Source organism: Pseudomonadota bacterium (assembly GCA_016719885.1).
Lineage (GTDB): Bacteria > Pseudomonadota > Gammaproteobacteria.
Map to the genome: position 1 here is coordinate 32,133 of JADJYF010000020.1, position 23,698 is coordinate 55,830.

Below are 23,698 nucleotides of genomic sequence, written 5' to 3' on the forward strand. Positions count from 1 at the left end.
GATCCGTGGTCGCCGGGCTGTTGGACGCAAAGGTAGGAACATGCCGGGCGCCGCGCCATGTCCGATAAGGACAAAAGCGTGCTTAAATTCCTGGCCTCATCTCACAGGAACACCCCATCCATGGCCCGAGCCCGTCCTTCGCCCGCGCCCAAGCGCGGTGCCGCGCGCCCGGCCGCCGCCTCCGCGGCGCCGGCGCCCCAGCGCGGCGCGGCGGCGCTCGCCGCCATCGGCACGGCGCTCGCCGCCCACCGCGACCACGCGCAACTGCTGGGCGCGGTGATCGAGCACGCGTGCGCGGCCATCGAGGCCAGCGGCGGCGGCTTCATGCGCTACGACGCCGAAAGCGAGGAGCTGGTGCTGAAAGCGCCGGCCTTCGGCGTGCAGGCCGAGGAAGTGGTGTCGCGCTACCGCGTGCGCGTGGCGGATGGCGGCAATGCGGCGCGCGTGTTCGCCTCGCGCGAACCGAGCCTGACCAACGATGCGCAACACGACCCACGCTTCATTCAACGCTTCGTGCGCCTGTTCGATACCCACAACACCATCACCGTGCCGCTGGTTTTGAACGATCGCACGCTCGGGATTTTCCATGCGATCAACAAGCGCGACGGCGACTTCACGCCGGACGACGCCGCGGTGCTGGCCATGCTCGCGCCGCTGCTGGCCACCACGCTCGAACTGGTCGACTTGCAACGCGGCGTGGCACGCAAACGCGCTCACCTCGCGCGCGGGCAGGAGATCCACGAACGCCTGCTGGCGGCGCAGCAGCGCGCGGCCGGCGTCGAAGCGCTGTGCGCGGTATTGCATGGCATGCTCAACCGGCCGCTGCTGTTGCTCGACAACCTGCGGCGCCCACTCGCCTCTCTTGGCTGGCCGCTCGACCCGGCGCAGGTCGCCCACGCTTTGGGCGAGCACGCGCTGCGCGACGGGCGCGCGGTGAGCCTGACCCTGCCCGCCGCGCCGCCGCGGCGGGTGACGGCCATCGCCATCGCGCTGGCCGGTGAACGCGCCGGCATCCTGCTGCTGGCGGTGGACGGTGCGCCGCTTGACGACGTGGAAACGCGCGCGGCCGAACAGGGCGCAAGCCTGCTGGCCCTGGAGTTCCTGCATCAACGCGCGTTGGCCGCGACCGCCAACCAGGTCGCCAACGCTGCGTTGCTGGAACTGTTCGACGACGGCATCAGCAGCGCACACGCGGCGCGCCTGCTGGCACGGCTGGATATCACGAGCCGCGCGCCCTGGAGGGTGCTGCTCCTGGAACTGCGTGCCACGCCGGCCGGCGACCTGGCGCCGGCCTTGAGTCACGGCAGCGTGTTGCGCGAAGCGCTGGAACGCAGCCTGGGCAGCCTGCGCTCACGGGTGCGGCTGCTGCATTGGCGCGACCACCTGGTCGTCATCACCGACGAAGCCGGTGCCGAACGCATCACCGAACGAGGCCAGGTGCGACGCCTGCAACAGGCGGTGGATGGGATCGAGGGTCTGCCGGCGCGCGTGCGCCTGCGCATCGGCATCGGCCGTGCCGAACACGACGCCGCGCAGCTCGGCCGCTCGTTGAAGAGCGCCGAGCAGGCGCTACGCGCGCTGGAACGCCTGCCGCAGAAAAACGCGACCATGAAATTCGAGGAGCTGGGGGTGTATCGCCTGCTGCTCGGCGGCAACCAGCCACGTGAGCACGACAATTTCGTCGACGAAGTGCTGGCGCCGGTGCTACGCAGCGATGCGCGCGGCGCGCTGCTGGAGACCTTGGCCGCGCTGCTCGCGCACAACTTCAACCTGGCGGCGGTGGCGCGCGAACTCGGCGTGCATCAGAACACCGTCAAGTACCGCATGCAGCAATTGCGCGAGGCGTTTGGCCGCGATCCGAGTCGCGGCGACTTGCGCCTCGAAATCGAACTGGCCTTGAAGATTCGCCTCATGCGCTGACGGCGTCAGCCGGCGGCGCGCGCGCCCCGTGCGCGACGCGTGGCGGCCGGCATCAACAGCGCCAGCGCCAACAATGACATGGCGCTCGGTTCCGGCACCGCGGCCGGACCAATGGCCAGCGCTTCGGCGACGAGGGCGAGACTCGGCGTCTGGCTCGTGCACAGGTTGGTGCCGCACGGCGATGCGCTGGCGCGGATGCGCGTGCGGGCCAGTGCGCCTTGCACGGTGGTGCCGGGGGCGGCCACCTGCGCGGTGCTGAAACACAGCACGCAGGCGACGCCGGTGTCGCTCAAGGTCGAAGTCTTCAAGGCGAAGCCCAGCGACACCCAGCCCGAGCTGTTGATCGACGCGCCCAGCAACGGACTCCAGTTGCTGAAGCTGAAGGTCGACAGGTCGGCGAGATCGAAGGCGCCCACGCCATTCACCAGCCAGTTGAACGAGGCCAGTTCGGTTTGATCAACGAGCGGCGCCGAGGCGTCGGCCCTGATGGTGAAATCGCCGGACCCGGCGGCGCCGAGGTCGAAGCTGTAATGCAAGGGCGTGGCGCGCACGATGCCGGTGCCGAGCACCAGCACCAGCAACAACAGCAGGCGCGGTACGGTGGTGGTCAGACCCGTGGATTCGGAATGCGTATTGCCCATGATGCGAGTGTTCCCGTATTGCAGGACGGTGGTGGTTGTGAGACGCGTGCTGCCTCGCCATCGTTGGCGGCGCCTTGCGTGCCCGTTGTGCGCATTGTCGGTAGATGGTCACCGCCACACCGGGCGCGCGCCGCTGATACACCCTTCTTCACGATCGTGCTGAATGATTTGCGGGCCACGCCGCATTTCACCGCCGCACGCGGCTGGCCGCGCGCGATGGCGACGCAGTTTTTTGCAATTGACGGGAACTCTCTCCCCTTGCGCGGCGAATAGCTGACGGGACTTCGCCGCGGCGATGACCGACAAAAATAAATCGCAACCTGGGGGTAGGCTTGAACGCAAGCGCAAGACAGCGTCGCGCGGCGCGTCTCGAATACGTGCTGGAATACATCGACGCCCATCCCGGCGAAAGCAGCGACGTGGAATTCCTGTCGAACCTGGCGAGCATTTCGCCTTTTCATTTCCATCGCGTGATGTCGAGCTACCTCGGCGAATCGGTGTCGGCCTACGTAAGGCGACGCACGCTGGAACGCGCCGCGCTGCGCATGCTACTGGACGGCGCCTCGGTCACGGTGTCGAGCGTGCTGGCCGGCTATTCCAGTTCATCGGCTTTCGCGCGGGCGTTTCGTCGCCAGTTCGGTCACAGTCCGCGTGACCTCGCGCAGCGCATGCACGCGCGCCGCGCGAGCTGCCTGCCGTGCCAGCCCGGCGATGTCGAATATCGTCGGCTGCCGACCCAGGAACTGCTGGCCTTGCGCCGCTACGGCGAGCAAGGCCAGGCCGCGCCGGCGGCGTGGGCGGCGCTGCGCGCGTTGTTGAACGACGCGGCTGGCGCCAGGCCCGCCAGCCTCATCGGCATTCCCTGCGACAGCCCGGAGCTCACGCCCAGCGCGCGGCGCCGTTACGACGCCTGCGTCGATGTCACGCTGCCACCGCACGGCGAACTGGTGCGCAAGCGCGTGGCGGCAGGCGATTACGCGGTGTTCCAGTTTCGCGGCACGCTGGCCGCGCTCGACGACGCGCACGCCGCGGTGCGCTGGCATTGGTATCCCCAATCCGGCGCACGCATGCGTGACGTGCCGGCCTTTCACCGCCTCGGCGACGTCGGTGGCGACGGCGACCTGGTCGCCGAGATCTTCTTCCCGGTGGAAAGCTGCGGCACGCGGCCGCGTGCCGTCGCCCCCGTCGGCAAGGGTGTCCAGCGCACGACACTCAGCAATAGCGGGATGGCAGGGCGCCCCCACGCTCAGTAGTCTTTTCAACGCGAGCACCGTCTGGCGCCCTCATCCAACCCATCGCATGTCGAGGCCGGCCGCTGGTGATGATTCGCAAAACCATGCAAGAGGGTTTAGAGAAATGAAAAAGGATGTTTTCAGATTGCGTCATGCCACACTGGTCGCGGCCTTGGCCGTGGCCATGGGCGTGACACCGGCGTTTGCCGACGAGACCGTGGCGGACGTCACCGTAGCCGATGTGCCGGTGCTGCAGCCCGGCGCCGATGTCGAACCGGCGCCGGTCGATGAACCGGTGGTGGCGGTCGAGCCCGGTACCGGCGGTGACGAAACGCCTGTCGATATGCCGGTGGTGCTGGACGACCCGCTGCCGGAACCCGACGCGGGCGTGGTTGATGAAGGTGCACCGGCAGAGGAACCGGTGGCGATCGATGAGCCCGCCCCCGAGGTGGTGGACGAGCCGCTCGCCGTCGAAGATCCGGTGCCGGTCGATGATTGCGGCATGATGTGCTGGAACGTGGCGGACATTCCGCCCGAAGCCGTGCAAAGAGGCGGTGAAGACATCGATCCGCGCATCATGGAATTCGGTGCGGCGCCCGATCCGGCGCTGAATGTCGGCGCCGAGGTGAGCGGCGCGGTCAGCGTCTCCGAGCAGCTGGGCGCCGCCGACGTGGCGCTCGACAACGATGCCTCGGTCGAGCCGCTGGCGACAGCCACCGCGCCGACGGTCGTCACCACCACCACCAACACCGCCGCGGTCAACGTCATCCGGGACGGCCATCTGCGCTGACGCCCGCTGCCGGCGCGCCCGCGCAGGCATTGAGAAAACGGGCATACTGAACGCCCCACCCCGCTACGGGGTGGGGCGTTTTGTTTTGACCACGCCCGACACCAGCAACATCGATGTCCCGATGAGTTTCGCCGCAAGCACCCCTGCCCCGTCGGCGTGGCGCGCCTGGCTGTGCGCGGCGCTGTTGGCCTGGGCCTGTGCGCCGGCCGCGCACGCGGCGCAGGCAGCGACGCCGCCCGCCGCCGCGCAAGCGCGATTGTCACTGCGGGAATTGCAGTTCGCCGGCAACACGGTGTTTTCCGATGCGCAGCTGCACAGCATCGCCGCGCCGTTCATCGGCCAACGCCTGGCCGACGCCGATCTGCAGGCATTGCTGCAGCGTCTCACCGATGTCTACCTGCAGGCCGGCTATTCCACCTCGCGGGCGCGCCTGCCCGATCAGGATCTCGACAACGGCGTGCTGCGCGTCGAAGTGGTGGAAGGCTTTCTCGAAAAGATCGTGGTCAACGGTGCGCGCGGGCTCGACCCGGCCTACATCGCGCAACGCCTGCAGGTGGGGCTCACCACGCCGCTCAATGTCGCCCTGCTCAATGCCAACCTGCGCCTGTTGATGCAGGAGCCGGGCATCGCCGACATCGGCGCCGAACTCTCGCCCGGCACGCGCCCCGGCGCGGCGGTGCTGACGGTCGAGGTCAAGGAAGGCGCGCGTTATGCCGCCGGGCTGCGCGTGGCCAACGATCGCGCGCCGGCGGTCGGCGGCACGCGCGGCGCGATCGAAGGCAATGCCCACAACATCTTCGGCCACGGCGACGACGTGGACTTCACGCTGGGCCTCGCCAGTGGCCTCAACGATGTCGATTTCCGCGTCAACCTGCCGTGGTCGGCGCACGGGCCGGAGCTGTCGCTGCGCTATTTCCGTGCGGTTTCGCAACTGGTCGAAGAGCAGTTCGAAGTGTTCGGCGCCGAGACCCGCAGCAGCGCGCTGGATCTTGGCCTCAGCCACACGCTGTGGCGCGCCAGCGGGCGCCGCCTGCAGCTCGGATTCAACCTGGTTGGCAAGCACAGCGAATCGACGCTGCTCGGTCAGCCGTTCTCGTTCAGCCCGGGCGTCGAGAACGGCAAGGCCGATGTGCGCGTCGCGCGCCTGGGTATGACCTGGCGACAAAGCTTCGCGCGCGACTCCTTGAGCGCACGCGCGGTATGGTCGGCCGGCATCGGCGCGCTGGGCGCCACCGTGCATGGCGACGACTCGCCCGATTCGCAGTTCCACAGCGCCTACCTGTCGCTGCAATGGCTGCACAGCCTCGGCCCGCGCGCCGGCTCGCTCTACGCGCGCGCCGAAGCCCAGCTCAGCAATGACGGCCTGTTGCCACTGGAAAAATTCTCGTTGGGAGGGTTCAACTCCGTGCGCGGCTACCGTCGCTCGCGCTTCGTGCGCGACGAGGGTTGGTCGAGCAGCCTGGAATACCGGCTGCCGCTGCTACGCCTGGCGGTGCCGGGCCTGGCGCGACGCGGCAACGACGGCCAGCTCTCGCTGGTGATGTTCATCGACGCCGGGCGCGCCTGGAATCACGGCCAGGACAGTCTCGATGCGCTCGACAAGCCGACCACGCTGCTGGCCGCGGGCCCGGGTCTGCGCTGGGACATCGCCAGCGACACGCGCGCCGAGATCATGTGGGGTGGACTGCGCCGCCATGTCGCCGACAGCGGCGACGATATGCAGGACGCCGGCTTTCATTTCCTGGTGAGCGCGCACCAGCATTTCTGAGACGCGCCGTGCCTCAACGCAGGGACGGCGCGCGCGCATCGCTGACGGTGTAGCCGTCCGGTACGCGAAACAAGGCCGCGTCCGGCGCGCCGCGCGCGATGTCGTGCAGGCGGTAGCGTGTCTGCCCGAGGCGCGGATCGCGATGCTCGCTCAACATCACCACGTTGAGCTCGGGACTGAACCACTGCTCGGTGACGATTTCGATCGGCGCGCGATTGCCGATGGCGGCAGCGGGAATCGTGACGGTGGTGCGGGTGCCGGTGACGCGCAGGCCCTCGATGGTCTTCTCGCCGAGCCCCACGCTGTGGGGGTCGCCGGGAAACGGCAGCTTGATGGGCGTGTCGGCGGAGAAATTCGCGGCGGCGGCGGGATGCAGCGCGGCGTCCAGCGGCACGGACTTGTCACGGGCAAGCGGCGACGGCAGGTTGACGTCGAAGCTGCTGCTGTCCGCGCCGTTGGCGGCCACCCGCACGTCCTGCGCGAACGCGACCTGCGCACCGCGCGGCGCGGCCTGCGGCAGACGCTGCGCGACGCGACGCTCGGGATCGAGCGTGAAACTGGTGCCCGCCACCGGATCGGCAATCAGCACGCTGTGCTGCACCACCCCTCCGATGCCGAGTTCGTCGTCACGCCGCGTGCGCCCTTCGGCATCGCGATACACGCGTGAATGATGTTCGACGGTGATGGTGTTGCCGTCGACCAGCGGCTGCAACACTTCGACCGTGAGCTTGGCCGCATAGGGTTTGCCGGCCACCACTTCGGCCGGGCCGGTCATTTCGAACTGCATGAAGCTCATGGTGTCGCCGCCGGCCAGCGGCAGGGGCGGCGGCGCCGCCATCATCATGGCCGGCTCGGCGATCCTCTCGGCGCCGACCGACATCGCGTCCATGCTGTCGACGTCGATGGTCATGACGTCCTGGGCGTGGGCCGAGGTGACCATGGCCAAGGCCAGCAATGTGGAGGGGAATGAAGTGTTCATCGTTGTCTGCTCCTGGACTGGGCCGCGCTACTGCACGAAGCGCAGCGCGGTGACCATGCCGCCGTTGTCGACCACCAGGTCGGCACTGATCGGATCGGTCGCACGTCGCGGGTTGTAGGGCAAGCCGAACACCGCCAGCGTGGCGCGTGGCACCCGCACGCGCACCACGCCGCGCGCGCCGGCCACCGCCGCGCCGCTCATGTACACCGGGTAGAACGGCGTGGCGATCTCCGGGTGCGGGGCGTAGGCCAGCGGCGCGGCGGCCTGCTGCGTACCGTCGTGGACAGCGTTGACCAGCACCATGCCGAGCAACACCAGCACCGATGCCGCCACCGCGCTGCGCGTGATGCGCAACTGCCAGCGTCGCCACGGGCGCGGCGCGCGGCGCGGCGCCAGGCTCGCGGGCGCGGGCGCGTGCCGCGCACGCAGATGCGCCAACAAGGCCTGCTCGACCGTGGCCGGCGCCGACACCTTGTCCAGCGCCGCACCGAGGTCACGCAGACCGGCGGTCAGGCGACGCTCGGCATTCAGGCGCGCGCGACACCGTTCGCAACGCGCCAGGTGGGCACGCACCTCGGCGCCGGCATCGATGCGGCCCGCCGCGATGTCCACCACCCGCCATTCAAACTGCGCGCAGTTCATAACTCTCACCTCCATCACGGACGCCGACGCTGGTCGGCGTCTTCGAAGCCAGGGCCACGCACAGGGCTTTGCGCGCCCGGTTGAGCCGCGAGCGCACCGTGCCTATCGGCACGTCGAGAATGCGGGCGGCCTCCTGGTAATCCAATTCTTCGAGCTCGCACAGGATCATCACTTCGCGGTAATAGGACGGCAGCGCCGCGATGGCGGCACGCAAGCCGCCGTGCTGCTGCGCGCGGCTGACCAGCAGCGACGGCTCCAGGTGCTCGACCAGCGTCTCGCCCAGCGGCCCGTCGTCCTCGTCGGGCAGGGTCTCGAAGCGCTGCGCATCGCGCCAGTGCCGGCGCAGCAGGTTGCGCGCCATGCCGAGCAGGTAGGCACGCAGTTCGCCCTGGGCGGGATCGAAACTGTGGTTGTCGATGAGGTGCATGAACACCTCCTGGGTGATGTCGGCGGCCACGCCTTCGCTGCCGTTGTAGATGCTGGCGTAGCGGTACACGCGCTGCTGGTGACGCTGGTAGAGCGCGCTGAAGGCCTCGCCGTCGCCGCGTTGCATGCGCTGTAGCAGTTCGGCATCAGTGAGGGACATGGACACGGCGATTTGTGGCGGGGTGTTGACAGTCATTGCATCGGCGGCGCGGCAAAGTTCCCGCCGCCGGCAGCTTGCCACGCACCGCGCCGCGGCGCGCTGCCGGCGTCGCGCGCACACAATCTTTGACGCACGGGCGGATTTCGCATACATGTCCCCCTTCCGTGAATCGAGGACACCACCGTGCCGGACTTGCTCGTTGACATCAAAGACTCCATCGCCACCCTGACCTTCAACCGCCCGGAGGCGCGCAATGCGCTGAGCCTCGAACTGCGCGCCTTGCTGCGCGACGCGCTGCAGGCGGTCGAGTACGACCCGGCCATCCGCTGCGTGGTGATGCAGGGCGCCGGCGACAACTTCATGGCCGGCGGCGACGTCAAGAACATGGCAACCAAGATAGACCAGCCGACCGACAAGCTGCGCGCCGAGTTCATGAACCGCATCCACGACCTGCACCCGATCATGTACACCATGCGGCGCATGAACAAACCGATCATCGCCAGCGTGGCGGGCGCCGCGGCCGGCGCCGGCGTCAGCATGGCGCTGGCGGCCGACCTGGTGATCGCCGCCGACAATGCCTTCTTCACGCTGGCCTACTGCCACATCGGCACCAGCCCGGACGGCTCGGCGAGCTTTCACCTGCCGCGCGCGGTCGGCATCAAGAAGGCCATGGAAATCGCCCTGCTCGGCGAACGCTTCGGCGCCCAGGCCGCCGCCGACATGGGCATGATCAACTTCGTCGTGCCGGCCGCCGAACTCGCCGCCGAGACCGCCAAGCTCGCCGAGCGCCTGGCCAACGGCCCGACCCACGTCTACGGCAACACCAAGCGCCTGCTCTACCGATCGCTCGAAAACGAATTCGAAGCGCAGCTGCAGTTGGAAGCCGAGACCTTCGCCGACTGCGCGACGCGCGCCGACTTCCGCGAAGGGGTGCGCGCCTTCGTCGAAAAGCGCAAGACCCGCTTCACCGGCCAGTAAACCTGCCGTGACGGTGGCCGTTGCCGGGGGCCGGCGGCGGCCACGCCATTCTGGCGTCCGTGCCGCTTACAGCTTGCGCACCTCCGGCGCTTCGCCGGTCGAGCCCTTGGTGATGCCGACCACGCCGGCGCCGCGTCCCGAGTTCTGTTTGAAGCGCTTGGACAGCTCCGGGCCGGCGGCGGTGAGTCCGCCGTCGACCACCAGCGATTCGCCGGTCACGAAACGCGCGTCGTCGGTGGCGAGGAACAGCGCCGCGCCGGCGATGTGATCGCCGACACCCATCTCCGGCCACGGCTGGCCGCCGGTGAAGATGTGCTCGAACTTCTCGGCCTTGCCGCCATGCGCGAGCGGCGTGAAGATGAGGCCGGGCAGGATCGCGTTGACGCGGATCTTGTCCTGCGCGAGTTCCACCGCCGCGCCCTTGGTGAGGCTGATCACGGCGGCCTTGGCGGCGGCGTAGATGATGGGGCCGGCATCGCCCGACAGGCCGGCGATCGACGCCGTGTTGATGATGCAACCGCCATCGCCCTGCTTCTGGAAAATGCGCGCGCCATGCTTCATGCCGAGAAACACGCTCTTGGCGAGTACGTCGAAGGTGTAATCGAAAGCCTCCACCGTGATCTCGGTGATGGGGCCAATGGCGCCGCCGACGCCGGCGTTGTTGAACAGGATGTCGAGTCGTCCGAAATTATCGAGCGCGCATTTCAGCATGGCTTCGATGTCGGCTTCCTTGGCGACGTCGGTCTTGATGAAACGCGCGCGCTGGCCGTGGCCCTGGGCTTCGGCCAGCGCCATGGTCTCGGCGCCGGTCTGCGCGTTGTAGTCGGCGATCACGACATTCGCGCCTTCGGCCAGGAAGCGCAATACGGTCGCGCGCCCCATGCCACTTGCACCGCCGGTGATGACGGCTGTCTTGCCTTCGAGTCTCATGCTGGGCTCCCCTTGCAATGATTGGATGAACGATGCGCGCCGCTCGCCTTGCATGCACGGGAGGCGCCCGGGACAATCGAATGAATGGGCGAGCATACAACGCGAGGTTGGGATATGGCAGGCATGCGCTTGGGCTTCATCGGACTCGGTGCCTTGGGCGGCGCCATCGCCACCCGCCTCATGACGGCGGGCCACGACTTGCGCATCTGGGGTCGGCATGTCGACAAGCTCGCGCCGTGGCGTGACAAGGGCGCGAGCGTGATGCCATCGCCGGCCGCGCTCGCCGCCGCATGCGACTGCGTCGTGCTGTGCGTGACCGACACCGCCGCGGTCGAGGAAGTGGTATTCGGTGAGCAGGGCATCGCCGGCGCGGCGCGCGCCGACACCGTGCTGCTCGATCATTCCACCATCCACCCGCTCGCCACGCGGCGCTTCGCCGCGCAATTGCACGCGCGCTGCGGCATGCAGTGGCTGGACGCGCCGGTCAGCGGCGGCGTGAGCGGCGCCGAACAAGGACGCCTGGTGGTGATGGCCGGCGGCGACGACGAAGTGCTCGAGCGCGTGCGTCCGCTGCTTGCGCACTACAGCCAGCGCGTGACCTTGATGGGCGGCCACGGCGCGGGACAAGCAACCAAGATTGCCAACCAGATGATGATCGGCGGCAACATCGCGGTGGCGGCCGAAGCCTTGAACTACGCCGCCAATTTCGGCGTGGCCGCCGCGCGCCTGCCCGACGCGCTGGCCGGCGGCTGGGCCGATTCGGCGGTGCTGCAGCATCACGCGCGCCGCATGGCGGCCGCCGACTACGTGAACGAAGTCAACGCCACCATCATGGTCAAGGACGTCGACATCGCCTGCGACCTCGGTCGCGAGACCTTGTCGCCGATGCCGGTCACCGCGCTGGTGCAGCAGTTGTATCGTCAACTCATCGCGCAGGGCGACGCCGACAAGGGCCAGAGCGGTTTGATGTGGCTGTACAAGCGCGAGCCATTGTAGGTCCGAATTTATTCGGACATGCGTGAGGCGCCACCCGTGTGCGAATGAATTCGCAGCTACAGGGCTTCGAGCACAGGCGCCAGCAATTCGAGGGAAGCACTCGTGCATGGCTCGACCACCATGCTCAGAGTCTCGACACCCTGTTCCTTGAACAAACCGCAGGCGTCGACCAAGGCCTGCGTCGAGCCGCGCAGCGGCAGCGCCCCGGGCAATGGGTACTCTCCGGCCAGGCATACGCCGACCGTGACATTGCGCGCCAGCGTCGCGGGATCTCGCTGATGCTTCTCCAAGGCCGCACTGACCCGCGCCCAGGCCTCGAGGTAACTGCCGACGCGGCTGTCGCTGAACGGCAGCATGCAATTCCAGATGTCGGCGTACTGCGCGACCAGGCGCAGCATGCGCGGCCCGCCGCGTAGCAGGCCGATCATTATGGGCGGCCCGCCGACGCGCGCGCTCTTGGGTAAGAGCTGCGCTGCCTCGGTGCGATAGAACTCGCCTTGATGGGTCAGGGTCTCGCCGCGCAGCAGCGGCCGAATGATGGCCAGCGCTTCTTCGAAACGCGCAACCGGCCGCTCGAAGTCGTAACCGAAGGCGCGATGCTCGGTGACGAAATCACCGGCGCCCAAGCCGGCGATCACGTGGCCGCCGCTCAAATCGTCGACCGTGTCGATGATGCGCGCCAGCAGCGCGGGATTACGAAACGCGGTATTGCTGACCAGCGTGCCCAGCGTCACGCCGGGCAGGCGCGCGGCCAGCGCCGCCATCAAGGACCAGCATTCCCACTGCCCGACTTTGACACCGCGATACTGGTCGGGAAAGGTAACGTCGACGGCCGCGAAATCGACATAGGGCTCGTTCAGGAAATGATCGCTCACCCACAGCGAGTCGAAGCCCGCGCTCACGGCTTCGGCGGCAAAATCCAGCAGGGCGCGCGAGGTGAGCGTGGCACCGGCCACGCCGTAGCTCCAACTCGGCAACAGCAAGCCGGTTTTCATGGTGATTTCCCGATGAAGACGCCGCCAGTCAAGCGCACACCGGTCGCGTGCTCAATGACGCGCGAGGTCATGCGCGCTCAGCGCCAGGCGAAAGTCGGCTGTTCGTAATGGGCCACGCGTGTCGCGCGGCCACACAGGCACACTTCGCGAAACTGGTAGAGGATGGCGGCGGTCGGCGCCGCTATCCACGAATCGCCGACCGGCATGCGCAACACCGGCGCCTCCGCTTCGGGCAGGTGTTCGAGCATGGGCGCGTCGTCACGCAGGAATTCGGCGACCGGGATGCGATGGATGGAATCGACTTCATCGGGATTGGGCGACAGGTGGCGCTGCGGCCCGGCCCAGATCACGACCGGCGTCATGGCGAAGCCCGAGCGCGTGACGAAATCATCGAGCCGACCGATCACCGCCGAGTGATCGAGGGCCAGGCCCACCTCCTCGCGCATTTCGCGCAAGGCGGTGTCCTCGGGACTCTCGCCGTCATCGACGCGGCCGCCCGGCAGCGCCCACTGGCCGGCGTGGTTGCGCAGCTTCGACGAACGGCGGGTCAGGATCAGCGCCGCGCGCGACTGCCAGTCGGCGTGGCTGGGCATGCCCGACAGGTCCGCGCCCCAACCTTCGTCGACCACCGCCAGCGCCACGGCCGCGGCCTTGGCGGCGCCGACGCCCGGCACCACGTCGAACGCGGCGAGATGGCGCGCGATGCGGATGCGCAGGCTGTCGTCACACTGGGGCATGGCGCACAGCATACTGAGCGCGCGCGCCAAGGTCAGTACCTACCCCATCAGTCAGGATTGAAAAGGCCCCGGCCTTGGGCCACAGTCCCTTCGCCCGTCGTCGCCACAACGCACCCGGTCAGCGCCGCGGGTCCGGTCGAACCTCACGTTCGAGTACACCAATCGCAGGCTGTGGGCGGTGCATGTTGCCGTCCGGGGAGACGCAGGCATGGCAAGTTTCGATACCCTCATTCAAGGTGGCACGGTGGTCGATGGCAGCGGCGCGGCCGCGCATACCGCCGACGTTGCCATCAAGGACGGCATGATCGCCGCCGTTGGTCGCAATCTCGGCAGCGCCGCCGAGACCGTCAACGCCGACGGCCTGTTGGTGACGCCGGGCTGGGTCGACATCCACACCCATTACGACGGCCAGGCCACCTGGGACCCGGTGCTCACGCAATCGGTCAGTCACGGCGTGACGACACTCATGATGGGCAACTGCGGCGTCGGCTTCGCGCCCGCCAAGCCGGACAGGCACGACTTCCTCATCGAACTGATGGAAGGCGTGGAAGACATTCCCGGCGTATCGCTGCGCGCCGGTCTGCCGTGGGCCTGGGAATCGTTCCCCGAATACATGAACGTGCTGGACGCGACGCCGCGCACCATCGACATCGCCACCCAGCTCAGTCACGGCGCCTTGCGCGCCTACGTGATGGACAAGCGCGGCGCCGACAACGAGAACGCCACCGCCGCCGACATCGAACACATGGCGCGCTTGACGCGCGAAGCGATGGACGCCGGCGCCTTCGGATTCTCGAGCTCGCGCACGCCCGTGCACATCGCGCTCGACGGCCGCCCCGTGCCCGGCACCTACGCGGCCGACGACGAACTCATCGCGCTGGCGCGCGCGGTCAAGGGCAGCGGCCGCGGCCTGGTCGAAATCGTGCTGGCCGGCGTCGCCGGTGAAGACAGCGATGGCCTCGATCGCGAGATGGCGATGCTGCGGCGGGTGGCGGAAGGCTCGGGCGCGGCGGTGATGTTCCTGCTGGTGCAACAGCTCGGCGATTCGACCCAGTGGCGCCGTCAGCTCGACGCCTGTGACGATGCCGCCAAGGCCGGCCTCACGCTCATCCCGCAGGTGGCGGGCCGGCCGATCTCGATCCTGTTCTGTTTCGAAGGCGAGCATCCGTGGAAGTTCATGCCGAGCTACCAGGAGATCGCCGACCTGCCTTTCGATGCGCGCTACGCGAAGCTGCGCGATCCGGCGTTCCGGGCGCGGCTCCTGGCCGAACAGGATCCGAATGACCAGGGCTTTTCGCTGTTGTACAAGAACCCGGTGCTGTGGGACTTCACCTATCCCGCCGGCAGCCCCATCAACTACACGCCGGATCCGAACAACAGCGTGGCGAAGATCGCGGCGCGCGAAGGTCGCTCGCCGTGGGAAGTGGCCTATGACCTCTTGCTCGCCGACAACGGCCAGTCCTTCCTCATGTATGCGCTGACCGGCTACGCCGACGGCAACACCGACGCGGTGCAGACCATGGTGCGCCATCCGCGCAGCGTGCTCGGCCTGTCGGATGCCGGCGCGCACGTGCGCTTCATCGCGGACTACGGCGTGCATTCCTACATGCTCTCCCACTGGGTGCGTGATCACGACGCAAGCGATCCGAAGCACATGGCGCTGGAGTTCGTGGTCAAGAAGATGACCAGCGACAACGCCGCCGTGTACGGCATGAAGGATCGCGGACGGCTGGCGCCCGGGCTGCGCGCCGATATCAACCTCATCGATCTCGCGCGCCTCGGCAGCGGTCGCCCGCGCATGGTGTACGACCTGCCGGCCGCGCAGGCGCGCCTCGATCAGAGCGTCACCGGCTACGTCGCGACCTATGTCAAAGGCCAGGCGGTGCTGCGGGCCGGCGCCGACACCGGCGCGCGTCCCGGGCGCCTGGTGCGCAGCCGCTGAGGTGACTTCCAGGCGTTGCGGGACGCGCGGCAGGCGCGTTCCGTGGCGCTTCTCCCGCCCCTTCCCTGTGCCCCGTCGCGGCGATAGATTAGCGCGATGCGCAATGGAAAGGAGGCCAGCACGGCGGTCACGTCTGGTCACCCGACGAGGACCGACGACGATCGCAGCTCGCGTGCCGAGCGTCTGCTCGCCAGCATTCAAAACGTGGTGTGGGAAGCCGACCTCGATCTCGGCAACTTCATCTACGTGAGCCCGCAGGCCGAGCACCTGCTCGGCTATCCCCGCACCGCGTGGCTGGCGCCCAATTTCTGGGCCGACCACATCCACCCCGACGACCGCACGCGGACCGTCGAGTTTTGCCAGCGCGCGGTCAGCGAGCGGCGCAGTCATTACTTCGAATACCGCATGATTGCCCTCGATGGCCGCGAGGTGTGGATAGGCGACAGCGTGACGGTGGTCGTCGAGGAAGGCCAGGCACGGCGTCTGTGCGGGGTGATGAGCGAAGTACCGGCGCGCCTGTTCGGACGCGCCAATATGCAATCGCCGACCACGCCGGCGCCGGCCACGCTCAGTCCCGCCGCGCACGCGGCCGACATCGAGCGCCAGCAACGCCTGCACTTTCTCGAATGCATGGAACGGGTCAACACCGTCGTGCAGCGCGGCGCCGGTGACCTCCAGCAGGTGATGAGCGAGCTGCTGGACGTGCTGCTCGAGATCTTCGATTGCGACCGCGCGCGTCTGTTGGCACGGCGCGAACTCGAGCCAACGCGCTGGATGCAGCGACTGGTACGGCAACGCGACGGCACGCCGTCCATCGCCGAGCCGCGCATCGCCGACGAACTCGTCGAAGACATGCTGCGCAAGGTGATGGCGGCGCCCGGCGCGTTGCGCTTCGGCCCGCAAGCGGCACTGGCCATCGCGCCCAGCGTGCGCGCGAGCCAGCAGTTGCAGTCACTGCTGGCGGTACGCATCGACCCGAACATCGGTGGTCCGTGCATCCTCGAGCTGCACCAGAGCCGTTTTGCGCGCGTATGGTCGGCGTCCGAAGTGCGGCTGTTCGAGCAACTGGCGTTACGCATCGCCGATGCGCTCGGCGCCCTGGTCGCCCATCACGCCCTCAAGCTCAGCGAAAGCCGACTCGCCGATGCGCAGCGACTGGCGCGCATCGGCTACTGGGAACGCGATCTCGATGCCGGCCTCGTCACGCTATCGGAGCAGACCTGCCACATCCTCGGCGTGCCACCCTTCGACGGGCCGCAGAACCTCGATGAGTGCAACGCGCGCTGGCTGTCGCATGTACATCCCGACGATCGTGAACGGGTGGCGCAGGCCATGAACGACACCATTCACCTGGGCACGCCCTACGACGTCGAATATCGTCTGATCAATCTCGATGGCGAAACCCTGCACCTGCGCAGCATCGGTCGCGACATTCCACGCGGCCCCGGCCAGGCGCGACGCTGGTTCGGTACGCTGCAGGACAACACGCCGCTGCGGCGCATGGAGGAGGAACTGCGCCGCAGCGAGGCGCGCTTCCAGGCCTACATGAACCACACCACCGATTCGATCACGGTGCACGACGAGGTGGGCCGCGTGGTCGAAGTCAACCAGCAACTGTGCGATTCGCTCGGCTACAGCCGCGAGGACTTTCTCGGCCAGTTTCCGTATTTCTACGATCCGAGCATCACTGCGCTGCACCTGTTCTCCATCGGTCGACGCCTGGACGCCGGCGAGGTGGTGGCCTTCCGCACCCGTCACCGACGCAAGGACGGCAGCGAGATCCCCACCGAAGTGCGCATCCGACGCTTCAAAATCGAAGGCCAGACCCGCGGCGTGGCGGTCACGCGCGACATCAGCGAACAGGTCAAGGCTGAGCGGGCACTGCAGGAAAACCACGCTCTGCTCCAGGCCATCGTCGAAGGCAGCGCCGACGCCATCAGTGTCAAGGACAAGGACGGCCGCTACCTGTTGATCAACGCCGCCGGCGCGTGGCGGCTCGGCCATCCGGCGGAGGAGATCATCGGCCATACCGATGCCGAACTCGCGCCGGACAAGCAGGCCACGGTCACCAGCCGTCGCGCCCTGCCCGCGCCGCAGCTGCTGAACGGCGAGATGTTCGAAGAAGTCGTGACCCTGGGCAGTGCCACGCGGCATTACCTGTCGACCAGCCATGGCTTTCGCGACGCCGCCCACCATGACGTGGGCGTGGTCAGCATCTCACGCGACATCACCGAGTTGCGTCGGCTCGAAGACCAGCTGCGCCACGCGCAGAAAATGGATGCCATCGGACGCCTGGCCGGTGGCGTGGCCCACGACTTCAACAACCTGCTGACGGTGATCCTCGGCTACGGCACGGTGGTGCACGGCCGCCTCGCCGCCGACGACGTCAACCTGCGTCCGCTGGAAGAAATGCTGAAGTGCGGAGAGCGCGCGGCCAACCTGATCCGCCAGCTGCTGGCCTTCAGCCGCAAGCAGACCCTGCATCCGGCGCGCGTGCGCCTGCAGGAACTGCTCGGCGAATGGCGGCAATTGATCCGTCCGCTGCTGAGCGAGGACGTCGAGCTCGAAATCAGCGTCGATGCCGAGGTCGGCGCGGTCGAAGTCGACCCGGTCTACCTCGAGCAGGCGCTCACCAATCTCGCCATCAACGCACGTGACGCGATGCCCGACGGTGGGCGCCTCGGCATCGAACTCAGCGCGGTGCATCTCGACGTCGATGCCTGCGCGCGCCTCGGTCTCGCCACGCCCGGCCCCTACGCACTGGTGCGGGTCAGCGATACCGGCATCGGCATGGATGCCGAAACCCAGGCGCGGATCTTCGAACCCTTCTTCACCACCAAGGCCGTCGACAAGGGCACCGGCCTCGGCCTGGCGATGGTGTATGGCTTCGTCGCGCAGTCGGCCGGCCACCTGGAAGTCAGCAGCAGCCCCGGCCAGGGCAGCGTGTTCAGCCTGCTGCTGCCCTGCGCAACACAGGCGCCGTCATGGGAGATACCGAGCACCACGCTGCCCGCGCCGGCGCCGCGCCAGGGTGACGAGACCGTGCTGCTGGTCGAAGACGAAGCGGCGGTGCGCAAGCTGACCCGCGAACTGCTCGAACATCAAGGCTACCGCGTGATCGAAGCCGCTGACGGCGTGGAAGCGCTGGACCTCGCGGCGCGCCACGCCGGCGTCATCGATCTGCTGCTCACCGACGTCGTGATGCCGCGCATGAAAGGCCCGGAGCTGGCCGCCAAGCTGGCGGCCGCGCGTCCCGGCGTGCGCGTGCTGTTCATGTCCGGCCATTCGGAACGCGGCGGCACGCCACTGCCGGAGGTGATGATCAAACCTTTCCGCCCCGAAACCCTTGCCAAGCGCGTACGCGACGAACTCGACAAACACGCCCCATGAAGCCCGGCGGCGATTGACGATGCACGCGCACTTGGTAAGACTGCGGGCGTGTCCCTCGCAACGCAGCCACCGACATGACCGCCAGCAATTCCGAAACCGTCCGCCGCTTCTGCCACAGCCTGCAGGGCGGCGACATGGCGCTCGCCGCGCTTCATCTCAGCAACGACGTGTTCTACCAGAACATGCCGTGGGAACCGATGCGCGGCGCACGCACCGTGCAGGAATTCCTGCAGCCCTTCGTCGATGGCACCCACTCCACCCTGACCTCCATGGAAATCCACCACCAGGTGGCGGAAGGCGACACGGTCATGAACGCCCGCACCGAAGTGTGGGAGCGGCGCAACCTGCGCGTGGTGCTGCCGGTGGCCGGCGTGTTCGTGCTGCGCGAAGGCCTCATCGTACGCTGGTGCGATTACTGGGATCTGGCCACCTTCAAGCCCTTGCTGGACGCCATCAGCAAGTAGCCGGCGTCAGGCACGCCGCTCGGGCATGCCTGACGCGGCCAGCACGGCCGGCTGGGGAAGCCGGCCGCGCACGCTTGCGAAATTCATCCGGTGTCATGAACCGATCAGCGCTTCGAAGCATTTCGCAGGCACGGCTGACTTCGTCAGGATTTCAAGCGCCGCGGCGATATCGAGCGCGGCATTTGCGACCGGTTCAGTTTCATCAGCCTCGCCTTGCACCGTCTTGGCAGCCTCCTCGACAACCTTCGCGTCTTTCTTTATCTGCGCCTCTTGATCGGCGGCATTGGTGAATGCCACCTGGGCCCTGTCGGCTTCCATCGCGAGAAGCTTGTGGGTGGTATCCATCATGGCGAGATTGTCCTTGAGCGAAACAAGTTCGGCTTGCTCGCTCGCGGCCAGCGCCGCGTCTCCGTTATCCTTGAGTTTTGCTTCCAAGCTGTCGACACGCGCCGACATCCTGCCGCGGACACCGAAAGGGGCACCGTGGCGGGCCAGGGCAGCGCTGGATTCAACTTGCTGGCTCAGCGCTTGACGGTTGGTCTCGGCCGCCGCCACTTGGGCGTTGGCGGACTCGACGGCCGGAGCCGCCGTTGCCTTGACCGCATTGATATCCTTGGCCACGGCATTGGCCGCTTCACGAAGCTTCTTGCCAGCCTCAGCCAGTTCTTTTTCGCGGGCGCCAAATGTGGTTTTGACCGTATCCATCGCCGCATCCAATTTGGGCCCGTGCGCCAGTAGCTGCAGGTTCACGGTCTGGACCACGCCGACCGTCACGCTGTCCAGCATTCGCACTTTCGCTGCGTCATCGAAATCAAGCAGCCGCGTGACACGAGACAGCGCCTGCCGCAACTCCTGCCGGCTGGCGAGCGTGTCGCGCGCGCTGGCGGCGACAACAGTGGCGGCCGGGATGGAGTACTGGGCCTGCAGCGCCATGGACGCTTTCTCGAGTTCGGTGTCGCTTGAATTCAGAAACGTCACAATCTCGGGAGCGCCATCGACATCGGCTGGCGGCGTCCTGTCGACGGCGATACGGCCGCACTGCAGCGCCGCGATGCCTTGCTCATAGATCGCCTTGCGCTCCTGTATCGGAATATAGGTACGGCCGGCCGTTACCGCCGCACCCAGCGCGGCGGTCCCCAAGATGGCATCTCGAGAGCCACTGAATGCGCCGAGCGTGGTTGCGCCCAGCCCGATGCCCAACAGTCCCGCGCCAGACCAGAACTCGAACTTCATGTGTTCTTCGATACCTTTGTCGAGTTCCGTGATGACTTGCTGCAACCGCCCCTTGGCCGCATCCACGTCACTGGACGCGACAGGAGTGACTGGAGTCACGCGTGGACTCATGACACTGGCGCACCCGCCCAATTGCACTGATGCCAACAAGATGACCAGCAGCCTGCTGCGACTCGAAACACTCATGTCACTCTCCTTTGCCTGACAGAACACCACGACCGGCATCGCCCCGCCCGGCGCGACGCTGCGACGCGAATCAAGACTCGGAGGAAACTGTAGGAAACGCGCCATACCCTGCGCCACTCTCAATTGGGAGACGCGCACCGGGGACGTCATCGCCCGGCAGTCCTTTGCCACCCGCCGCGCGCGGCCCGCACTTGCGTGCCACTGATAGCGCGTGGCGGACGCTGCCAAGTAGCCTTTTGCGGGCTGCTACGGCACTATTCCGGCTCCCCCACCCGACCCGGAAGCCGCATGCATCTCGCTCTCACCGAAGAACAAGCGCTCATCCAAGACACCGCGCGGCGCTTCGCCGCGAGCGAACTGGCGCCGGTCGCGGCCGAGGTCGAACGGCCGGAATTTCGCGGCGCCTATCTCGCCAACCTGAAGAAGCTCGCCGAACTCGGCTTCATGGGCCTCAACGTCGACCCGGCCCACGGCGGCAGCGGCGTGGGCGTGGTGGCGTTCAGCGTCGCGGTCACCGAAGTGGCCAGCGCCTGCGCCTCGACGGCGGTGGCGATGTCGGTCAACAACATGGTGGCCGAAGTCATCCAGGCCATCGGCAACGACGCGCAGAAGCAGCGCTACATCGAACGCATCTGCAATGGTGAATACCCGGCCGCCGGCTTCTGCCTGTCCGAGGCCGGCGCCGGCTCCGATCCGTCGGCCATGAAGACCCGCGCGCGTCGCGACGGCGCCGACTACGTGTTGAACGGCACCAAGATGTGGATCTCGAACGCCGAGTACGCCGGCGTGTTCGTGGTGTGGGCGGTGACCGATGCCGACGCCGCACCGGGCAAGGGCATTTCCTGCTTCCTGGTCGAAGCCGGCACGCCGGGCCTCTCCATCGGTCCGCATGAACACAAGATGGGCCAGCGCGGTTCGAGCACCAACCCGGTCATCTTCGAAGACGTGCGTGTGCCGGCCAGCGCCATGCTGGGTCGCGAGAATGACGGCTTTCGCATCGCGGTCGGCGAACTGACCGGCGGCCGCATCGGCATCGGTTCGCTGGCGCTCGGCATCGGCAACGCCGCCATCGACATCGCGCGCAAGTACGTCACCGAGCATGAACAGTTCGGCAAGCGCATCGGCGATTTCCAGGGCGTGCAGTGGATGCTGGCCGACACCTACACCGAACTCGAAGCGGCGCGCCTGCTGCTCATGAACGCCGCCTTCCAGAAAGAGAGCGGCCTGCCCTATGCCAAGGCCGCGTCGATGGCCAAGCTGTTCGCGACCGAGTGCGCCAACAAGGCCTGCTACACGGCGCTGCAATTGATGGGCGGCGTCGGCTACACCGAGGCGATGCCGCTCGAGCGCCTGGCGCGCGACGCACGCGTGACCACGATTTACGAAGGCACCAGTGAAATCCAGCGCGTCATCATCGCGCGTGAACTGTTGAGGGAAGTGGCGTGAATTTCGAACTACCGGAAGAACTGCAAGCGTATCTCGCGGAACTGGACCAGTTCATCGAGCAGGAGATCAAACCGCTCGAGGCCGAAGACGACAACATCCGCTTCTTCGATCATCGCCGCGAACATTCCCGCACCGATTGGGACAACGGCGGCATTCCGCGCCACGACTGGGAAGCGCTGCTGGCCGAAGCACGACGCCGCGCCGACGCCGCCGGTCACTACCGCTATGCCTTCCCCAAGGAATTCGGCGGCCGCGACGGCACCAATCTCGGCATGGCGGTGATCCGCGAACACCTGGCGGCCAAGGGCCTTGGCCTGCACTGCGATCTGCAGAACGAGCACGCCATCGTCGCCAACAACATCGGCCTGTTGCTGATGCTCCACTACGGCAGCGAAGAACAGAAGCGCCAATGGGTGGAACCGTTGGCCAACGGCACCGGCTTCATCGCCTTCGGCATCACCGAGCCCAAGCACGGCTCGGATGCCACCCACATGGAAACCACCGCCGTGCGCACCGCCAATGGCTGGCGCATCAACGGCGAAAAGACCTGGAACACCGGCATCCACACCGCGCCCTGCGACATGATCTTCGCGCGTACCGCCGGCAAGGCCGGCGACGGTGACGGCATCACCGCCTTCCTGGTGCCGACCGATGCGAAGGGCTTCAAGGTCGAACAGATGCTGTGGACCTTCAACATGCCGACCGACCATGGCCATATCAGCATGACCGATGTCGAAGTGCCGGATTCGGCGATCCTCGGCAAGGAAGGCCGTGGCCTGCAGATAGTGCAGCACTTCTTCAACGAGAATCGCATCCGCCAGGCGGCCTCCAGCCTCGGCGCCGCGCAGTTCTGCGTCAACGAAGCGGTGGCCTACGCGCTCGAACGCAAACCCTTCGGCAAGCCGCTGGCATCGAACCAGGGCATCCAGTTTCCGCTGGTGGAACTGCAGACCCAGTGCGAGATGGTGCGCGCGCTCATCCACAAGACCGCGTGGATGATGGACAAGTACGGCGCCTTCTCGGTGTCGGACAAGGTATCGATGTGCAATTTCTGGTCTAACCGCCTGTGCTGCGAAGCGGCCGACCGCGCCATGCAGGTCCATGGCGGCATGGGTTATTCACGGCACAAGCCGTTCGAACACATCTACCGTCATCATCGCCGCTATCGCATCACCGAAGGCGCGGAAGAGATCCAGATGCGCCGCGTGGCGGGCTACATGTTCGGCTTCATGAAGCAGCGCGCGCCCAAGGGCGTGGTGGAGTAAGGGTCACCGCGCTGGCACAGCACATCTCGCCCGCGCGGCGAGGTGTGCCCGGCGTTCTTGACAGTGCGCGGGCCGACCCCGCATTGTCGTTCCCACCTGCAACACGGAGCGCAACCATGAAACTCGTGCCCTTGATGACCTACTACGCCAAGCTCACGAATGCCTTGCCGGTCGGACCCGGCATGTACGGCAATCGCCTGATCGTGGAAGTGGACGGCGGCGAATTCGAAGGGCCGCGGCTGAAAGGCGTGATCCGCAAAGCCGGCTGCGCCGACTGGCTGACCATGACCGAGGACTTCGGCCACCTCGACGTGCGCGCGACGCTCGAAACCCACGACGGCGCCTTCATCTACCTCGAATACATCGGCAAGCTGGAATTGACACCCAAGGTGCAAGCCGCGCTGGCCGGCAACGGCAGCACCGAGTTCGGCGAAAGCTATTTCGTCACCGCGCCGCGCATGCAGACCGGCGATCCGCGCTATTCGTGGGTCAACAACATGATCTGCGTGGCACAGGGCAAGATCGGCGCCGGCCGCGTCGATTACCGGGTGTTCCAGGTGGTCAACGACTGATCGTTT

The 23,698-nt window shown here is 67.1% G+C and carries 20 protein-coding genes; 12 read left to right on the forward strand and 8 right to left on the reverse strand.

What is annotated here, in order from left to right; genetic code table 11:
• Window positions 1-120: 120 nt before the first annotated feature.
• Entirely contained in the window at window positions 121-1,920 is a 1,800-nt protein-coding gene (locus IPM80_19455) for a helix-turn-helix domain-containing protein (protein MBK8960527.1), read from the forward strand.
• Between the two features lie 5 nt (window positions 1,921-1,925).
• Here IPM80_19455 and IPM80_19460 read toward each other — a convergent pair whose 3' ends face one another.
• A complete protein-coding gene (locus IPM80_19460) occupies window positions 1,926-2,561 on the reverse strand; it encodes a hypothetical protein (protein MBK8960528.1) in 636 nt (211 codons plus the stop codon).
• A gap of 332 nt (window positions 2,562-2,893) precedes the next feature.
• Between IPM80_19460 and IPM80_19465 the strand changes: the two genes are divergently transcribed.
• The 3 genes from IPM80_19465 to IPM80_19475 all read left to right on the forward strand — a co-directional run bounded on the left by IPM80_19465 (window position 2,894) and on the right by IPM80_19475 (window position 6,351).
• A complete protein-coding gene (locus tag IPM80_19465) occupies window positions 2,894-3,814 on the forward strand; it encodes an AraC family transcriptional regulator (protein ID MBK8960529.1) in 921 nt (306 codons plus the stop codon).
• Window positions 3,815-3,938: 124 nt separating this feature from the next.
• Window positions 3,939-4,583 carry a hypothetical protein gene (locus tag IPM80_19470; GenBank protein MBK8960530.1) on the forward strand — a complete coding sequence of 215 codons (645 nt, stop codon included), beginning with the start codon at window positions 3,939-3,941 and terminating at the stop codon, window positions 4,581-4,583.
• Window positions 4,584-4,668: 85 nt separating this feature from the next.
• The gene (locus IPM80_19475) at window positions 4,669-6,351 is read left to right on the forward strand and encodes a ShlB/FhaC/HecB family hemolysin secretion/activation protein (GenBank protein MBK8960531.1); all 1,683 of its coding nucleotides are present in this window, start codon (window positions 4,669-4,671) and stop codon (window positions 6,349-6,351) included.
• A 13-nt stretch (window positions 6,352-6,364) separates the two neighbouring features.
• Here IPM80_19475 and IPM80_19480 read toward each other — a convergent pair whose 3' ends face one another.
• The 3 genes from IPM80_19480 to IPM80_19490 are packed head-to-tail and all read right to left on the reverse strand — an operon-like array spanning window position 6,365 to window position 8,558.
• Entirely contained in the window at window positions 6,365-7,330 is a 966-nt protein-coding gene (locus IPM80_19480) for a hypothetical protein (GenBank protein ID MBK8960532.1), read from the reverse strand.
• Window positions 7,331-7,357: 27 nt separating this feature from the next.
• Window positions 7,358-7,972: a hypothetical protein gene (locus IPM80_19485; GenBank protein MBK8960533.1), complete on the reverse strand. Its 615-nt coding sequence runs from the start codon at window positions 7,970-7,972 to the stop codon at window positions 7,358-7,360.
• A complete protein-coding gene (locus tag IPM80_19490) occupies window positions 7,953-8,558 on the reverse strand; it encodes a sigma-70 family RNA polymerase sigma factor (protein ID MBK8960534.1) in 606 nt (201 codons plus the stop codon). Before IPM80_19490 ends, IPM80_19485 begins: the two co-directional genes overlap by 20 nt.
• 183 nt (window positions 8,559-8,741) lie before the next feature.
• Here IPM80_19490 and IPM80_19495 point away from each other — a divergent pair, with 183 nt between their 5' ends.
• Window positions 8,742-9,536, forward strand: a complete 795-nt coding sequence (locus IPM80_19495; protein ID MBK8960535.1) for an enoyl-CoA hydratase/isomerase family protein — start codon at window positions 8,742-8,744, stop codon at window positions 9,534-9,536.
• A 66-nt stretch (window positions 9,537-9,602) separates the two neighbouring features.
• Here the strand turns inward: IPM80_19495 and IPM80_19500 are convergent, their stop codons facing one another.
• A complete protein-coding gene (locus IPM80_19500) occupies window positions 9,603-10,466 on the reverse strand; it encodes an SDR family oxidoreductase (protein MBK8960536.1) in 864 nt (287 codons plus the stop codon).
• Window positions 10,467-10,580: 114 nt separating this feature from the next.
• Here IPM80_19500 and IPM80_19505 point away from each other — a divergent pair, with 114 nt between their 5' ends.
• Window positions 10,581-11,462 (forward strand): NAD(P)-dependent oxidoreductase, encoded by an 882-nt coding sequence (locus tag IPM80_19505; protein MBK8960537.1) that lies wholly within the window; start codon window positions 10,581-10,583, stop codon window positions 11,460-11,462.
• A 56-nt stretch (window positions 11,463-11,518) separates the two neighbouring features.
• Here IPM80_19505 and IPM80_19510 read toward each other — a convergent pair whose 3' ends face one another.
• Both IPM80_19510 and IPM80_19515 read right to left on the reverse strand, forming a co-directional pair.
• Window positions 11,519-12,457: an LLM class flavin-dependent oxidoreductase gene (locus IPM80_19510; protein MBK8960538.1), complete on the reverse strand. Its 939-nt coding sequence runs from the start codon at window positions 12,455-12,457 to the stop codon at window positions 11,519-11,521.
• Between the two features lie 77 nt (window positions 12,458-12,534).
• The gene (locus tag IPM80_19515) at window positions 12,535-13,206 is read right to left on the reverse strand and encodes a CoA pyrophosphatase (GenBank protein MBK8960539.1); all 672 of its coding nucleotides are present in this window, start codon (window positions 13,204-13,206) and stop codon (window positions 12,535-12,537) included.
• Window positions 13,207-13,402: 196 nt separating this feature from the next.
• Between IPM80_19515 and IPM80_19520 the strand changes: the two genes are divergently transcribed.
• The 3 genes from IPM80_19520 (at window position 13,403) to IPM80_19530 (ending at window position 18,990) form a co-directional block, all read left to right on the forward strand.
• Complete coding sequence (locus tag IPM80_19520; protein MBK8960540.1) at window positions 13,403-15,136, forward strand: amidohydrolase family protein; 1,734 nt, start codon at window positions 13,403-13,405, stop codon at window positions 15,134-15,136.
• A gap of 96 nt (window positions 15,137-15,232) precedes the next feature.
• Entirely contained in the window at window positions 15,233-18,526 is a 3,294-nt protein-coding gene (locus tag IPM80_19525; protein ID MBK8960541.1) for a PAS domain S-box protein, read from the forward strand.
• Window positions 18,527-18,600: 74 nt separating this feature from the next.
• Window positions 18,601-18,990 carry a nuclear transport factor 2 family protein gene (locus IPM80_19530; protein MBK8960542.1) on the forward strand — a complete coding sequence of 130 codons (390 nt, stop codon included), beginning with the start codon at window positions 18,601-18,603 and terminating at the stop codon, window positions 18,988-18,990.
• A 93-nt stretch (window positions 18,991-19,083) separates the two neighbouring features.
• Here IPM80_19530 and IPM80_19535 read toward each other — a convergent pair whose 3' ends face one another.
• A complete protein-coding gene (locus IPM80_19535) occupies window positions 19,084-20,409 on the reverse strand; it encodes a hypothetical protein (GenBank protein ID MBK8960543.1) in 1,326 nt (441 codons plus the stop codon).
• A 288-nt stretch (window positions 20,410-20,697) separates the two neighbouring features.
• Here IPM80_19535 and IPM80_19540 point away from each other — a divergent pair, with 288 nt between their 5' ends.
• From IPM80_19540 to IPM80_19550, 3 genes are all read left to right on the forward strand, one after another.
• Window positions 20,698-21,855 (forward strand): acyl-CoA dehydrogenase family protein, encoded by a 1,158-nt coding sequence (locus tag IPM80_19540; protein ID MBK8960544.1) that lies wholly within the window; start codon window positions 20,698-20,700, stop codon window positions 21,853-21,855.
• The gene (locus IPM80_19545; protein ID MBK8960545.1) at window positions 21,852-23,120 is read left to right on the forward strand and encodes an acyl-CoA dehydrogenase family protein; all 1,269 of its coding nucleotides are present in this window, start codon (window positions 21,852-21,854) and stop codon (window positions 23,118-23,120) included. Before IPM80_19540 ends, IPM80_19545 begins: the two co-directional genes overlap by 4 nt.
• A 116-nt stretch (window positions 23,121-23,236) precedes the next feature.
• Window positions 23,237-23,692 (forward strand): DUF3237 domain-containing protein, encoded by a 456-nt coding sequence (locus IPM80_19550; protein ID MBK8960546.1) that lies wholly within the window; start codon window positions 23,237-23,239, stop codon window positions 23,690-23,692.
• Window positions 23,693-23,698 lie beyond the last annotated feature (6 nt).